Genomic DNA, 16,244 nt, shown 5'->3' with positions numbered 1-16,244 from the left:
TGAAGTCCTGTGCAATTAGGCTATTGTTGTTTCCCAGCCTGCTGTGTACTGGATAATTTGATCAACTCAGAGACAGTGACAAATCGAAAGCCTTTCTTTTCTAATTCGGGCAAAATAATTTTAAGCGCTTCTCTAGTTTGTGACTGCCCGTGCACATGATCATGAAACAGAACGATGTCTCCATTTCGTGCATTTCGAATGACCTTGTTCGAAATACTGTATACCCCTGGGCGATTCCAGTCACGTGTATCTTGATGCCAGGACCATAATATTGGCTTCAAGCCCATATTGTTAGACAGATCTACTAAGGTCTCGTCATACATGCCGCCTGGTGGTCTGAACAGTGAACTATGTTTACCGGAGACTTTTATAATCTCTTCTTCGGTCAATTTTAGCTCCTGCTCAAATTGGGCTTCATTAATAGGTCTTTTAAAATAAACGTGATTGTAGGTATGGTTAGCTAATTCATGCCCCTCAGCAATCACACGTTTCGCTACCTCTGGATAGGCTGCAATTCTTTTTCCTATCGCAAAAAAGGTGCATTTCGCGTGGTATTGATTCAATACCTTTAAGATTTGATCGGTTTCAGTAGGGTCAGGACCGTCATCGAACGTCAATGCAATCACTTTTTGGTTAGTATGTACTTCCCAAATCATGTCTCCTCTTTTTTCGTAGTAGTCGCGGTTTTTGCTTGGACTGCCTAGAGCAGAGTTCGTGAAGCATAAAAAGAGTGTAAGGGTGATCATCATAATTTTGCTGCGAGTTTTCATCATTTCACCTGTTTTTTTTATTTTAGAGTGCTCCTTTTGGGGGTCGGTATATTCATAGTTTAAGTTTTGTAAAGACAACCAGTCTTTTTTCGTGCTCTTTCTTCTTTCTACTATACCTTCATGTACAGGTTATGAGATTCATTTTGGCTTCTGATGATTACATAGTTATCGACATGCCCGTTTATAATTAAATTAGCTTTTGTATTTTGATGTGAAAATAGTTATGAAAATGCCTTATAATGAAGTACTATATACAGACATTTGGTTAGGGGTGGGAATATGACACTTATTGAAAAAAGAGAACACCGGCAATATCCGGAGATTACCCGCCTTGAAACGTCGAGAGCTGCTTATGAGCGTGATTATTCACGCCTGATTCATTCGCCTACTTTTCGTAGGCTACAAGGTAAATCACAAGTATTCGGAGCAGGGACGGGTGATTATTACCGTACACGTCTGACTCACTCACTTGAAGTTGCGCAGATTGCCCGTGAGGCGGCGAAAAGTCTGCTGCGATCGTATCCAGAAGTGGAAACCACTAAAGCGGAGAATCCGGGGCTTGTTATCGATCCAGAGGTAGTGGAATGCGCAGCTATCGCTCATGATTTTGGCCATCCTCCCTTTGGACATAAAGGGGAAGAAGTGCTGGATAATATTTTGGAACAGCTTATTGAGAAGAAAACTAACGAAGCTGCGCTGCAATCAGGCGCAACGGGTGTGGATCGGCTGCTGATCCATGAGCAGATGAAGCAACGTTATGAGCATTTCGAAGGCAATGCCCACAATTATCGGCTGATTATGTTTCTGGAGAAGCGTGAAAATATTGATGGCCTAAATCTGTCGGATGCTGTGCTGCTAGGCATAAATAAGTATCCTTTTCCCGGCACCTCGCTGAAGAAGGGGATGTACCTGCACGAATGGGGATATATTTCGGAGATCCGCAAAGAGTGGGGAATACCAGCAGGTAAGAAAACGTTGGAGGCTCAGCTTATGGACCTTTGTGACGATATCGCTTATTCTGCACATGATCTGGAGGATGGGATTAAAGCCGGAAAGATTGAAGTGCATGAACACTTTATGCATGATTCTTATATCCAACGGTTAATCGTGGAGAAAATCACCACGCTCGAGGATTTCTTCTGGAAGGGCTGGGAAGAGGAAGGCATTCGCGCGAAGGTCGAGGAAGTGCTCAGTTCATTTCTTCGGGTTTGGAAGGAAAAAATGCCAACCTGTGAAAACGACTATTCCCGCACTCGACGTGAAGTTAAGGCTTATTGGGTAAGTACCTTTGTCGCAAGCTTGGGAGTGATCCAAGATGGAGACTGGAAGAAGGTCACCTTTATAAAGGAAGGAAAAGAAGATGAAGATATGCTGCGGACCGTCAGTGTGTTGAAAAGCTTCGCATGGGTCACTATGATCCGTGATTTGCGTGTGCAGCGGCTGCAGAAACGTAGTGAGTGGATTTTGCGCCGACTATGGGGAGCATTTCTGGATCCACAGACCTCTAAAGCCATTATTCCATCGGATTGGCTGCAGCGCTTTGAGAAAGATCAGAAGCAGGCAAAGCCGATTTGGACTTGGGAGCATATGGTGATTGATTATATCGCAGGGATGACTGATGCTTTTGCAGAGAAAATATATAATGAGCTGTACGGACTGAAAGTCGGCTCGATTTATGATTTGGATTAGAGGCTCTTAGACAAGTAGTCCCTGCTGTTCATTTAGATCATCTAAATGAACAGCAGGGGCTATTTTTATAAGGATTATTGATTTAAATACCACTCATATGCAGTTTTTTCAAGATTAACCACAAATTCTTCTTTCCCGTCTATATAAGCTCCAATATCCTCTGGGAATTGTTTGGCAAGAGTATCTTTTAAATCTCCGTACTGTTTAACCGCCTCCGGATATGATCGAAGGTAGTCTCTTACAGCCAGATGACGACCGATATCTATCTTATTATCCATTTGGAAGACATGAACATGATGGGTTCTGCTATTTCCGCCTTTTCTGAAATATCTTCTGCCACTGATACCGAACTCACCCATACATTCATAACCAAGTGCTGTCATTTGCTGGTTGAACTCATCTACAGCTTCGATATTTCGTACTACTGGCATTATATCTATGATTGGTTTCGCTTTGAGTCCGGAAACAGAAGTGCTGCCAATGTGGTGAATATCAACGAGGGCATCAGCAAAGATATCTTTAATCTTCTGAGCTTCTTCGTTGAACATTAGACTCCATTGTTCGTTAAATTCTGTGACCGTGACCTTCATTGCACTAACCCTCTCTTTATGGATAACTTTGGATTTTTTTATTATAGAACAGATGTTCCTGTTTTGTAAAGCTTATTATTAATATTGCCGGTCATAATCAACAAGATTTAGAGAAGGTGTGCCTGATGATAAGTAAGACTTCACATTTTCGGTAAAAATATTAACGATCCGGTCAGCGTATTGATCTGTAATTCCAGCGGAGTGTGGAGTGATAATAACCTGCTCCATAGACCAAAGCGGATGATCCTGCGGAAGGGGTTCGGTCTCAAAAACATCCAACCCAGCACCACGGAGTTGTCCGCGATTCAATGCATCGATCAGCGCCTCTGTATCGGTAGTTGCGCCCCGGCCAATGTTAATGTAATAGGAGCCTTCTTTAAACGCGGAGAAGCTGGTGGCATTAAATAAATGCTTGGTCTCATCGGTAATAGGAAGGGTATTGATGATGAAATCGCCTTGACTTACAGCTTCGGATAAACGATCTGTTGTATAGATTTGATCAAAGTCTGCGACTGGCTTACCGGAACGGCTGACACCGATAGTCTTCATCCGGAAGGCTTTAGCAATTCTGGCGGTTTCACTGCCGATCGCTCCAGTTCCAGCTATTACGGCTGTTTTACCGAACAGCTCGCTTTCACTGCCATCAGATTTCCAAATCCGGTTCTGCTGATTGCGTACAGCTGTATGCAAATTACGGGTGAAGAGAAGTATGAACCCGAAGATTACCGCAGAAATAGGTTCGGCATGAACCCCGCTCCCACTGGTGAGCAGGATTCCTTGTTGCTTAAGACGATCGAGAGGAAGCTTCTCAATACCAGCAGACCAGGACTGAACCCAGCGAAGGGAGGACTCGGGGCGAAGGAGTGTATCCGAAATACCTTTTGCCCAGCCAATTACAATTTCTGCTTCTGCAAGCAGCTGCAAATCCGGATTTTTTGCGTCTCCTTGTGTAAATGTATAGCCTGGGGCAGCCGCTTTGATCCTTTCCTGCTGCTGAGATGTAAGTGGTTGTAGACATACTATAGACTTAGTCATGATGTGTTCCTCCTACTTTGTGGTTTAATGGATATGGATCATGTTATAGGTTAAGAATACCAAATCTATTGGAGAAGGTGAAATTGACCATGGATGCTAAAGCATCAGAGAACGAATTAGAACGGCTTTTTTTAGCTGTGAAATTACCTTCTGAGCTGCAAGAAATAGTGGCGCAGGCATGTTCAAAGCTATCTGAAAATTTTGATTTTGCTAAATGGACAAATCCGCAAGATTATCATATTACCCTGCAATTTTTAGGAGATACCCCAAAGGCCAAAATTCCAGATTTAGTGAAATCCTTGAGGCAGACTGCGGGGCAAGGCAGACCCTTCAATCTCTCTTTGGACAAATGGGACACATTTGGTCTTCCAGCTTCCCCAAGAGTCCTGTGGATAGGGGTTTCCGGCGAAATAGAGGCATTAAATCAATTAGCTGCCAGAGTGCATTCAGCGACGTTTCCACTAGGTTTTTCAGGCGAATCCAGGGCCTATAAACCGCATCTTACCGTGGCTCGAAAGTACCGGGGAAAAAATTCATATGATGATAAATTGCTGGAAAATTTACTGAAATTGGATGATGATTGGAACCTAAAAAACTATCAGAGAGACTGGACGATTGATAGTTTTGTGTTGTATGCTACCAGAATGTATGCCATTCCTATGTATGAAATTATTGAAAAGTTTACAGTTTAAAATCGATAATAAAGTTTTCAAAGCTTCCGTTTTCGGTTACATACAATAGGAATGTGCCGTGAAATAGGAGGAATATCATGTTAATTTTTAAACAAAACCGCTATATTGCGTTGCTCGTTGGCGTTATACTAGTGTGTTTCTCTGCCATAAGCTTATTGCAACCCGAACAAGTTGCGGAAGGGAAGATGGACAGGGTGCAGATGGATAAGTTGCAATCCACTAGCCGTGCATCCGTACTTTCTCTTTTGCAAGATGAATCGAAGTCTAGTATAACGAGTAGCATTACGAGGGGCATTACAGAAGTTACACAAGCCAATAAGCTTAATAACACATTCAGTCTTTTAAGTTCCGCTTGGAAACCGGCGAAGGGTGTGGAATGGCTTAGTGTAAAAAAATTAAAACAAAAAAACACAAAAAACACATCGAACGTTTCCATTATTCGGGTGAAGGCTGATGTAGTACAATCCAAGCCAGCTGCGCAAAAAGCGTCGCAATTGGCGGAAACAGCAACAAAGAGTAGTCAGGCGACAGCGAAGACAGTCTCGGCTTCTCAGAAACATCCCCTCACAACATTGTACTTCTCTCGGACAGAGCTATTAAGCCAGGAGCAGCAAAGTAAAGCAACCCGGCGCTACGCTGTATCCGAAGAAGAACTGCTTCTGCTACAAAAAATTGTAATGGCAGAGGCGGAAGGTGAACCGTACAAGGGCAAGGTGGCAGTTGCCAACGTTGTTCTGAATAGGCTGCGGTCAGCCAATTTCCCCGACACGATATATAAGGTTATTTATCAGAAGAGCCAGTTCAGCCCTGTAGCTAACGGGCGTCTTAACCGTGTGAAGCCTAACGATGATAGTATAAAAGCGGTGAATGCTGCACTCTCCGGAGTAAAGGAAGTTCCCGACAATACTTACTTTTTCTTGTCGCTAAAACTTGCACAGGATCTGACCGTACATCATACACAGACTTATGTTAAAACCATTGGCAATCATACTTTTTATAAATAAATTTGGTGGATCTGTGAACCTCAGCGCTATATAGGGTAAACTAAACTATATGAATCTGGAGGTGGAAGATAACCATGAAAATCACTTATTATGGACATTCAGCTCTGCTGGTAGAGACGGAGAACGTGAAGGTTATTATTGACCCTTTTTTGTCAGGCAATCCGAACTCCGGTATTTCACCTGCCAATATTTCAGTTGATGCCGTTCTGCTTACTCACGGCCACTCTGACCATTTTGGAGATGCTGTCGAAATTGCCAAGCAGAATGATTGTCCGATCTTTGCGGTGTTTGAGCTTGCCGAATATTGCCGGATGAAAGGTGCACAAGTAAAGCACATGAATATAGGTGGTAGTCATACCTATGCCGGGATGACTGTGAAATTTACGCAGGCATTTCATTCCTCATCCATTCAGGAGGGCGACTCTTGGATTTATGCTGGACAACCCGCGGGGATTTTGTTGACGATTGAGGGCAAGACGATTTTCCATGCGGGGGATACCGCGCTATTCAGCGATCTGCGCCTCATTGGAGAAAGGAACGCGATTGCCCTGGCAGCTCTGCCTATAGGCGATATGCTAACCATGGGACCGGATGACGCCTTGCTGGCCGCACGCTGGCTGCGGGCGGATAAGGTGATCCCGCTACATTACAATACATTTCCGGATATTGCTCAGGATGGAGCTGATTTCTGCGATCGCCTGCATCAAGAGGGAGTGGAAGGTTTCCCGCTTAAAGCTGGTGAGAGTGTAGAAATTTAAACCAATCCGATTTATATTAAAAAAAGCAGGTAGCCGGGGGAAATTCCCTGACTACCTGCTTATTCTTTAAGGTGTAATACATACAGGTTCTTCATTACGTGCTTGCGCTCTAGAGCCTCTGATTTCAGTTGCCTCGCTTACGGGGTTACCTAACATCTTCAGAACAGTAGTCGCACAGCTTTGCGGTTGATGTTTATCTGGAGCGAGACGTCGTCTGCGTTGCTCTTCCAGAACTGAATATTCACGAAGCATCATAGTGAACCATTTGTTCACTACTTCCGAGTCGAGCACCTCTGCCAGCCCAAGCTCTACGAAATATTGGCAGTTTTTCTCTTCCTGACCTGGAATAGCTTTATAGAAAAGCATCGGAATTCCTTTGGCCTGACCTTCTGTGCAGGTCATCCCTCCAGGCTTCGTGATCAGCAGGTCTGAGGCATCCATCAATTTATTGATTTCACTGCTATATCCCAGAATTTTAACATTGGGATGATTAAGCAGTGGATTGGACTTCATTTTGGCGATTAGCTTCTCATTGCTGCCCATACAGAAGACGAGCTGAATATCATCCATTCTGGCGGTGAGGGAATGCATAATCTCTTTGCCGAACATTAACCCCCAGCCTCCACCCATAATGAGTACGGTTGGGATATCAGCCAATCCCAGTTCCTTGCGCAGCAGCGTCTTGTTGGAGCGTTCCCAGAACTTTGGATGCACTGGGATGCCAGTGACGGTTACTAGCTCTGGAGCGATCCCACGGCCTGTCAGAATGGATTTGACGCGTGGGGTAGATACGAGATAACGATTGACCTCGGAATTTACCCAGCTCCCATGTGCATCATAATCTGTAATTAATGTATACAGAGGCACATTTAATCCACGACGCTTTAGTCTGGAAATGACCGCAGCCGGAATGGGATGAGTGCAGATAATCAAATCAGGCTTTAGCTGTTCGATCACCTGTGAAGCATGTGTATAAAAAATCCGGTGAAGCGCCATTTTAGTCAACGGGTTCAATGATTTATGATATTGTGTCTTATACATCATGCCGACCAGCTTAGGCTGGCTGCTAACTGTTTTGCGGTAAGCGGAAAGAATCCAAGGGGCGACCGTCGGGTTAAGAAATTTCCCCAGCTCGATGACTCGGCACTGGACATCCGGATTCAGCAGCTTTATTCCTTCGGCCAGAGCATAGGCTGCTCCTGTGTGGCCCGTACCGAAGCCTTCCGAAAACAGCAGTACTCTTTTCTTTCGCATAAGTTCACCTGCTACTTTCCTTTTCTATAGAAATGCTTTCCTTCTTCTAATTATACTAGGAAATCTATACTATACTCACATTATACAAGTAAGACGTAAATAGAAAGTTAAAACCCTGCAATAAATAAAAAAATAAAAGGTTCGCCCAAAGTATTGCAAACTAGAAAACAACATGATAAAGTAGTGAATGACCAATTGACCGGATTAGTAAAGTGGTCAGAAGTCAGCGGGAACGATATTTTCTGGAGAAAGGAAGTGTGCACAGGTGGCAGTGGTGGATCGAAGACAGCAGGTGCTTCAGGCCGCAGCGAAATCTTTTTCATTATTTGGCTATAAGGCAACTACAATGGATCAGGTTGCTAAGATTGCAAATGTCGGTAAGGGAACCATCTACACCTTTTTTACAAACAAAGAGCAATTGTTTGACGAGATCCTGCGCGATATGATGATGGAAATGAAGACGATAGCTGAACGGGAGATCAGGCGAGACAGACCTTTCTTTGATAACTTGCATCGTGTGCTGGATGCTCTGCTTGAGTTTCGAAGTGAGCAGGAGCTATTCATAAAACTTTCCCAGGAGAATCGCGAATTCGGTACGCCGCAGGCTGGAGAAGGACTCGAGAAGATCGAGAACGTAGTTTTAGAATATTTAGAACGGGAGGTGCAACAAGCGCTCCAACAGGGAGAAATCAAACCTTGCGATCCCAAAATCGTCTCGGTAGTCATGTTCAGATTATATATTGTATTGACTGCTGAACTGAATAAAACACATACTCCCTTGGACAAGGAACAGATCAAGATGTATTTTCATTTGTTTCTCGCCGAAGGATTGGCACAGTAAGGGTTGATTCAGGATAGGGATGGCGTTCTCAGCATCACTCGATTCGCTTTCCCTTAACAATTCTCAAGATGATTAGGCATTGAAGAAGAGCCGCAAGGCATTTTTTTATACCCTGAATTGACCGAATGGGGAAAACAGTCACTTAGTGTTACGTAATATTTCGCAAACAAAGCATTTTAAAGAGAGCATAAGCTCATAAGGAGAGAACCAGAATGAAATCATTATCCGTATTTACCAAGGATCTTGGCGCAGCCCTTAGAAATCCGAAGGTGCTGATTCCAATGATTGCTATCCTATTTATTCCGGTGATGTACAGCGGATTCTTCCTGAAGGCATTCTGGGATCCGTATGGCAAGATGAATGAACTTCCGGTTGCTGTGGTCAACCAGGATGTCGGCGCTAATTATGAAGGCAAGCAACTACAAGCCGGTAATGATCTTATAGAAGAGTTGAAGGTAACCGACGGCTTCCAGTGGAACTTCGTTTCCCTTGAAGAAGCGGAAGCAGGAATGAAGGACAATACTTATTATATGTCGATCATTGTTCCGGAAGACTTTTCTGCCAAAGCTACTACTCTTATGGATGATGAACCACAGCCGGCAAAAATTATTTATGAGCCAAATGAAGGTTATAACTTCTTGGCTGGTCAGATCGGTGGTACGGCTGTAGCAGAAATTAAAAATAAAGTATCTGCTAAAGTAACAGAAGCTTATGTGGAGTCTGTATTCAATCAGATTACAGAAGTATCTGATGGATTGGGCGAAGCCGGAGATGGTGCTTCCAAGATCGCTGATGGCGCTGGTAAGCTAGATGACGGAGCCTTGAAGCTGAAAGATAATCTACTTGTACTGACAGATGGTACAGGTAAACTTCAAAATGGTGTAGAACCCCTTACACAAGGCGTGACTGATTTGAATGCAGGTGCTACGGCGCTTAAAACAGGATCAACCACGTTGGCAAGCGGATTGCAACAATTGTCTACTGCACATACGCAACTTCAAGACGGTGTTGCCCAAAGTTCTGCCGGCAGTAAACAGCTTAGTGACGGCTTGAAACAAGCTGTAACAGGTGCTACACAGCTTCAGGCGGGAACACAGTCTGCTGTGGATGGTACTTCTAAACTACAAGCAGGAACACAATCTTTAGTTGATGGCAGCGCGAAGCTGGAAGCGGGCTTAACTTCTTCCGTAGATGGCAGCGCGAAACTGGAAGCGGGTTTGCAAGCTTCCGCCGCAGGCAGCACGAAGGTAACTGAGGGTGCTAAAGCGGTAGCTCAAGGATTGGAGCAATTGGCACAGGCTAGTCCTGAGCTGGCACAAAATCCAGCGGTACAGAAGCTGCTGGCAGCTAGTGCAGCCGTGGCACAAGGCAGTGAGCAACTGCAACAAAGCCAAGAGCAGCTGGCACAGGGTGCTACTGCACTCCACAGTGGGCAAGAGCAACTGGCACAAGGTGCAACTCAACTGCACTCGGGGTCACAGCAGTTAGCTGCTGGTGTAACTCAGTTGCATGATGGAGCTAAGCAATTAAATGCTGGTAGCACACAGCTGTTGACAGGACAACAAAAACTGGCACAAGGCGCATCTGCACTTGTAGCTGGTGGCGATAAGCTGAATGCAGGAATGCAACAATTTGGTGCGAAGCTTAAAGAAGCTGCAGCTGGAGGCAGCAAGCTGGCTGAAGGCGGTAAAGCACTTGGTGATGGTACCTCAAAACTGCTTAGCGGTGTAGGCGAACTAGGTTCCGGTATCAGTGCGGTAGCAGATGGTTCGAAAAAACTGGCTGATGGCGCAGGCGAGCTGAAAGATGGTATGGATGATCTGAAATCTGGATCAACAGAACTGGCAACTAAGCTTGGCGATGCTGCTGAAAAAACAGGCAGCGTGAACAAAACAGATGCAATGATGGAAATGTTCGCACAACCAGTTGTGGTTGAGGATAAAGTTGTGAATCATGTTCCGAACTATGGTACAGGTTTTGCTCCTTACTTCCTATCCCTTGGATTGTTTGTAGGTGCTTTGATTTCAACAATTGTTATTCCAATGCGTGATTCGGCTGTCCTTGGTGCTAGCCGTATGAACCGTTTCATCAGCCGTACGCTTACCTTCACAATCATGAGCTTCATCCAGTCTATGCTGGCTGCTGTGGTTGTATTGTACGGACTTGGACTGGAAGTACAAAGTAAACCGCTATTCTTCGTATTTACATTCTTAACAAGCTTAGTTTACACATGGGTAGTTCAAGCGATTGTTACTTGGATGGATCAACCGGGACGTTTCGTTGTTATCGTTATTCTGATTTTCCAATTAACAACTAGTGCCGGAACATTCCCACTTGAATTGATCCCTGACTGGATGAAATTCTTTAATCCACTGCTTCCAATGACTTACACAGTTAGTGGTCTCAAAGCAGTAATTTCTACAGGTGATTTCAGTGCAATGTGGGGAGATGTAGGTATCCTGGCAATCTTTGGTCTTGGATTCCTTGCTCTTACCTTCGCTTACTTCATGACACGTAGCCGTGAGAATGAAGTTGGAGTGAATAGTGAACAAGTTTTGACTGTATAAACTGATAAATTTTTTGAAAAAAAAGTATAAAAAAGCGTCTCCTCTGGGAGACGCTTTTTTTGATTTAAAATCATAAAAACCCTTTTTCTTGCAAACATATTAGAAGGAGTGAAAAATCTTGTAACGCTTTCATTGCATATGCACTTATGCGTTATTTATGTATAATTATGCAACATGAAGTTTTTTTAAACTTTTACTCGCTAAAGCTGTGATGCAAAAACAATTGTTAATCAGCATCATAAAAAAGTTTAAATTGCGCTGATGATACCTCGGTGATAAAATAATAGCACTAATCTGGATTGAATAATTATTAAGATTTTCATGTGAAAAATTTTCCTAACACATTGCATACTTTATAATAGAAAGGTTGCGTTCGATGAAACACACTGAACTGCCCGTAAAACAGGGCCTGTATGATCCCCAGTTCGAAAAAGATGCTTGCGGCATGGGATTTGTAGCTCATATTAAAGGCACACCGTCTCACAATATCGTAAGTAATGCTTTGACAATGCTCTTTAATATGGAGCATCGGGGAGGCCAAGGTAGCGAACCCAACTCTGGTGACGGAGCAGGTATCATGCTTCAAATTCCGCACCGTTTCTTTGCAAGCGAAGCTCAGAAGCTAGGCTTTGCTTTGCCGGAACAAGGCCATTATGGCGTGGGCATGATCTTTTTATCTCATAACGAAGAAGTTCGGGCGCAGCATGAAGCTCTCTTAAGCAATATTATTGCTGAAGAAGGTCAAATAGTACTCGGCTATCGTGATGTGCCTACCTATGATGAAATGCTTGGCAAGACAGCGAAAGCTGCTAAGCCTTTTGTGCGTCAAGTATTTATCGGCCGCTCGGCTTCGGTCACGAATGAGTTGTCTTTTGAACGTAAGCTTTATGTAATCCGCAAACGTGCAGAGCTTGCCATTCGTTACGGTGGTGCAGAAGAGGATGAATCCTTCTATATTCCAAGCTTGTCGTGCCGTAAGATTGTATACAAAGGCATGCTGACTACAGAACAAGTCGGACAATTCTACCTGGATTTGCAGAACGAAGAGCTGGAATCAGCGATCGCGTTAGTTCACTCCCGTTTCAGCACGAACACCTTCCCAAGCTGGGAACGTGCGCATCCCTACCGCTTTATGATCCACAACGGTGAGATCAACACCTTGCGTGGTAATGTGAACTGGATGCATGCGCGCCAGTCATTGTTTAAGAGCGAAGTGTTTGGTGAAGATCTGAACAAGATCAAGCCTGTTATTAACCCGGATGGATCGGACACTGCAATGTTCGATAACACCTTTGAGTTTCTCTATTTGAGCGGACGCTCCCTGCCACAGGTAGCCATGATGATGGTTCCTGAACCATGGAGCAATCATGATAGTATGGATGCTGATAAAAAAGCATTTTATGAATACCACAGTACTCTAATGGAGCCGTGGGACGGGCCTGCTGCAATGGGCTTTACCGATGGGATACAAATCGGCGCTATTCTGGACCGTAATGGCCTGCGTCCTGCTCGTTATTATGTAACGAAAGACGATATGATTATTTTATCCTCAGAAGCCGGTGTACTGGACATTCCAGCAGAGGACATCTTATATAAAGACCGCCTGAAACCTGGACGCATGCTGCTCGTGGATACGAAGGAAGGCCGCATTATCTCCGATGAGGAAGTTAAATCGGCTATCGCCTCTGAGAAGCCTTATCGCCAGTGGCTGGATGAGCATTTGATCAGTCTTGATGAGCTTCCGGATGCACCTGAACTGCCAAATCCTAAGCATGACAATGTACAACAGCTACAGCAGGCTTTCGGCTATACTTTTGAAGACTTGCGCAAGGTGCTTGAGCCAATGGCATCTACTGGTGCTGAAGCTGTCGGTTCCATGGGTTATGATGCTCCGCTCGCCGTATTTTCGGACCGCCCGCAACGTCTCTATAACTATTTCAAACAAATGTTTGCTCAGGTAACGAATCCACCCATCGATGCCATTCGTGAAGAGCTGGTTACATCCACAACGACTACGATTGGACCAGAGCGTAATTTGCTTAAACCGGAACCGGAAAGCTGCCGCCAGATCTCGCTGCAAACGCCAATTCTTTCGAACGAAGATTTTGCTAAGATTCGCCATGTTCGCCGTGCAGGCTTCAAATCGATGTCTATTCCAATTCTTTTCCCGGCTGAGCTTGGGGCAGAAGGATTACGCATCGCGCTTGAGCGCATGAACGAGGCTGCTGACCGTGTTATGGCTAAAGGGCATAACATTCTGATTCTGACTGACCGCGGTGTGGACAGTGAGAATGCTGCGATTCCAGCTCTGCTTGCGGTATCGAGTCTGCATCACCATTTGATCCGCCAAGGAACACGGACGAAAGTTAGTATTTTGCTGGAATCCGGTGAACCACGTGAAGTCCATCATTATGCGCTGCTGCTCGGTTATGGTGTGAGTGCAGTAAATCCTTATCTGGCTTTTGAAAGCTTGGATGACATGATCGGCCAAGGCTTATTGCGGGGAATCTCGCATGAAAAAGCAGTGAAGAACTATATTAAAGCTGCGACTAAGAGCGTAGTTAAGATTCTTTCCAAAATGGGAATTTCGACGATTCAATCTTACCGCGGTGCGCAGATTTTTGAAGCTGTGGGTCTGAACTCTGAGTTCGTGGATCGTTACTTTACTTGGACACCTTCCCGCATTGGGGGGATTGGCCTGGAGGAAGTGGCAACTGAGGCGCTTATCCATCATAACCGTGCTTTTACAGAAAAAGACGGAAATGATAAGGTGCTTGACTCCGGTGGCGATTATCAATGGCGTAATGATGGGGAAGAGCATCTATTCAATCCACAGACGATTCATCTGCTTCAGCACTCTGTGCGTAGCGGGAATTATGATATGTACAAGAAATATGCTGCCCTTGTTCAAGGAGAAAGCGAGAAGCAATTGACGCTTCGTTCCTTGTTGCAATTCAAGTCAGCCTATGAACCGATTCCACTGGAAGAAGTAGAATCTGCATCGTCCATTATGAAACGTTTTAAGACGGGTGCAATGTCCTTTGGTTCCATTAGTAAGGAAGCACATGAGACATTGGCCATTGCGATGAACCGGATCGGTGGCAAGAGTAATACAGGTGAAGGCGGCGAAGATCCAGCCCGCTATATTCCGGATAGCAATGGTGATTCACGTCGCAGTGCGATTAAACAAGTAGCTTCTGGACGTTTTGGTGTTACCTCGAACTACCTAGTTAACGCTGATGAGATCCAGATTAAAATGGCTCAGGGCGCTAAACCAGGGGAAGGTGGACAGCTTCCGGGACGTAAAGTTTATCCTTGGGTCGCTGAAGTACGTGGCTCAACAGCAGGTGTGGGTCTGATCTCACCTCCACCGCATCATGATATTTACTCTATCGAGGATTTGGCAGAGCTGATCTATGATCTGAAAAATGCAAATCCACGTGCAAACATTAATGTTAAGCTCGTATCGGAAGTTGGAGTGGGTACGATTGCTGCGGGTGTAGCCAAAGGGCGCGCTGATATTATCTTGGTTAGTGGCTATGATGGAGGTACAGGGGCATCGCCGATGAACTCCATTCGTCATGCGGGTCTTCCGTGGGAGCTTGGCTTGGCTGAAACCCATCAGACATTGATGCTCAACAATCTGCGTGACCGTGTAGTTCTGGAAACAGATGGTAAAATGCTAAGCGGCCGCGATTTGGCTGTAGCTGTATTGCTTGGGGCCGAAGAGTATGGTTTTGCCACTGCTCCGCTAGTATCTGTTGGCTGTATAATGATGCGTGTCTGCCAAATGGATACTTGTCCGGTTGGTGTAGCTACACAGAATCCGGATCTTCGTAAGAATTTTACCGGTGATCCGCAGCATGTAGTTAACTTTATGACCTTCGTGGCACAGGATCTACGTGAAATTATGGCAAGTCTCGGCTTCCGTACAATTGAAGAGATGGTAGGCCGTACCGATTGTCTAGACGCAACTCAGGCGTCGAAGCATTGGAAGAAGAAAGGCATAGATTTGAGCAGCCTGCTGCATACACCGGAATTACCGGAAGGAAGCACACGCTTCCGCAGTAAATACCAGAATCATGGTCTGGAAGAGACACTGGATGTTTCGCAGCTGCTCGACCTGGCAGCACCTGCACTGGAATCAGGTACGGCTGTTGAGGCATCACTGCCAATCACGAACGTTAATCGTGCCGTCGGAACTATCCTTGGCAGCGAGCTGACCCGCAAGTATGGGGCCGCAGGTTTGCCGGATGATACGATTCGGCTTCATTTCACCGGTTCTGCTGGTCAAAGCTTGGGTGCATTCGTGCCTAAGGGAATCACGCTTACGGTGGAAGGAGATTCCAATGACTATGTAGGTAAAGGATTGTCGGGTGGTAAGATTATTATCAAGCCATCTCCGAAAGCTACCTTTGCTGCTGAGGACAATATCATTATCGGAAATACTGCATTCTACGGTGCAACAGGTGGAGAAGCTTATATTAACGGTATCGCTGGTGAACGTTTTGCCGTCCGTAACTCCGGAGCGAAGGTTGTTGTAGAAGGCGTGGGTGACCACGGCTGTGAATACATGACTGGAGGCCGAGTGGTTGTCCTTGGTGAAACTGGCCGTAACTTTGCGGCAGGGATGTCAGGCGGCATCGCTTATGTCTACGACCCAGATAGAACCTTCATCGGCCGCTGCAATCTCGAAATGGTACTACTCGAGAGAGTGGAAGAGTCTGAGGAGATCGAAGAGCTGCGTGAGCTGATTATCCGCCATACCGAGCTTACAGGTAGTGCGGCTGGCGCACGGGTACTGAATCAATGGGCAGATAGCTTGCCGAACTTCGTTCGTGTCATTCCGAAGGATTACAAACGGATGATGGAGCAAATTCGCAAGGTAGAACAAACCGGATTGACCGGAGAAGCTGCGTTGATGGCTGCATTTGAAGCAAATATGCGCGAGCTTGCCCGTGTTGGCGGTTAAACTGTTGTACTTGAATGAAATAGGAACTAAATGAATAAGGGGACCTGACTCTTCCTAATACCGGAGAAGTCA

General features: G+C 45.2%; 11 protein-coding genes. 7 read left to right on the top strand and 4 right to left on the bottom strand.

What is annotated here, in order from left to right; translation table 11 throughout:
* Positions 1 to 20: 20 nt before the first annotated feature.
* On the bottom strand, positions 21 to 770 hold the full coding sequence (locus MHI15_RS18110) for a polysaccharide deacetylase family protein (protein ID WP_076129284.1): 750 nt from the start codon (positions 768 to 770) through the stop codon (positions 21 to 23).
* A 279-nt stretch (positions 771 to 1,049) separates the two neighbouring features.
* Between MHI15_RS18110 and MHI15_RS18105 the strand changes: the two genes are divergently transcribed.
* A complete protein-coding gene (locus MHI15_RS18105) occupies positions 1,050 to 2,459 on the top strand; it encodes a deoxyguanosinetriphosphate triphosphohydrolase family protein (RefSeq protein WP_038568916.1) in 1,410 nt (469 codons plus the stop codon).
* A 74-nt stretch (positions 2,460 to 2,533) separates the two neighbouring features.
* Here the strand turns inward: MHI15_RS18105 and MHI15_RS18100 are convergent, their stop codons facing one another.
* Positions 2,534 to 3,049 (bottom strand): GrpB family protein, encoded by a 516-nt coding sequence (locus tag MHI15_RS18100; protein ID WP_076279904.1) that lies wholly within the window; start codon positions 3,047 to 3,049, stop codon positions 2,534 to 2,536.
* A gap of 78 nt (positions 3,050 to 3,127) precedes the next feature.
* Positions 3,128 to 4,084, bottom strand: coding sequence for a D-2-hydroxyacid dehydrogenase (locus MHI15_RS18095; protein ID WP_076129248.1), 957 nt, complete (start codon positions 4,082 to 4,084; stop codon positions 3,128 to 3,130).
* Positions 4,085 to 4,173: 89 nt separating this feature from the next.
* Between MHI15_RS18095 and thpR the strand changes: the two genes are divergently transcribed.
* The 3 genes from thpR to MHI15_RS18080 all read left to right on the top strand — a co-directional run bounded on the left by thpR (position 4,174) and on the right by MHI15_RS18080 (position 6,538).
* A complete protein-coding gene (gene thpR, locus MHI15_RS18090) occupies positions 4,174 to 4,776 on the top strand; it encodes an RNA 2',3'-cyclic phosphodiesterase (protein WP_076309551.1) in 603 nt (200 codons plus the stop codon).
* 77 nt (positions 4,777 to 4,853) lie between these two features.
* Entirely contained in the window at positions 4,854 to 5,780 is a 927-nt protein-coding gene (locus MHI15_RS18085; protein ID WP_076137184.1) for a cell wall hydrolase, read from the top strand.
* A 74-nt stretch (positions 5,781 to 5,854) separates the two neighbouring features.
* Positions 5,855 to 6,538, top strand: coding sequence for a metal-dependent hydrolase (locus MHI15_RS18080; RefSeq protein ID WP_076129245.1), 684 nt, complete (start codon positions 5,855 to 5,857; stop codon positions 6,536 to 6,538).
* A gap of 66 nt (positions 6,539 to 6,604) precedes the next feature.
* Here MHI15_RS18080 and MHI15_RS18075 read toward each other — a convergent pair whose 3' ends face one another.
* Positions 6,605 to 7,792 (bottom strand): MGDG synthase family glycosyltransferase, encoded by a 1,188-nt coding sequence (locus MHI15_RS18075; RefSeq protein ID WP_076129244.1) that lies wholly within the window; start codon positions 7,790 to 7,792, stop codon positions 6,605 to 6,607.
* Between the two features lie 265 nt (positions 7,793 to 8,057).
* Between MHI15_RS18075 and MHI15_RS18070 the strand changes: the two genes are divergently transcribed.
* From MHI15_RS18070 to gltB, 3 genes are all read left to right on the top strand, one after another.
* Positions 8,058 to 8,633, top strand: coding sequence for a TetR/AcrR family transcriptional regulator (locus MHI15_RS18070; RefSeq protein ID WP_076129243.1), 576 nt, complete (start codon positions 8,058 to 8,060; stop codon positions 8,631 to 8,633).
* A 212-nt stretch (positions 8,634 to 8,845) separates the two neighbouring features.
* Positions 8,846 to 11,200 (top strand): YhgE/Pip domain-containing protein, encoded by a 2,355-nt coding sequence (locus MHI15_RS18065; RefSeq protein WP_076129242.1) that lies wholly within the window; start codon positions 8,846 to 8,848, stop codon positions 11,198 to 11,200.
* A gap of 376 nt (positions 11,201 to 11,576) precedes the next feature.
* Positions 11,577 to 16,172, top strand: coding sequence for a glutamate synthase large subunit (gene gltB / locus MHI15_RS18060; RefSeq protein WP_076129241.1), 4,596 nt, complete (start codon positions 11,577 to 11,579; stop codon positions 16,170 to 16,172).
* The last annotated feature ends 72 nt before the right edge of the window (positions 16,173 to 16,244 follow it).

It is taken from the genome of Paenibacillus sp. FSL H7-0918, from assembly GCF_038007025.1.
GTDB classification, from domain to species: domain Bacteria; phylum Bacillota; class Bacilli; order Paenibacillales; family Paenibacillaceae; genus Paenibacillus_AQ; species Paenibacillus_AQ odorifer.
The sequence above is the reverse complement of the archived record's forward strand: the minus strand, read 5'-3'. Positions and strand labels throughout refer to the sequence as shown.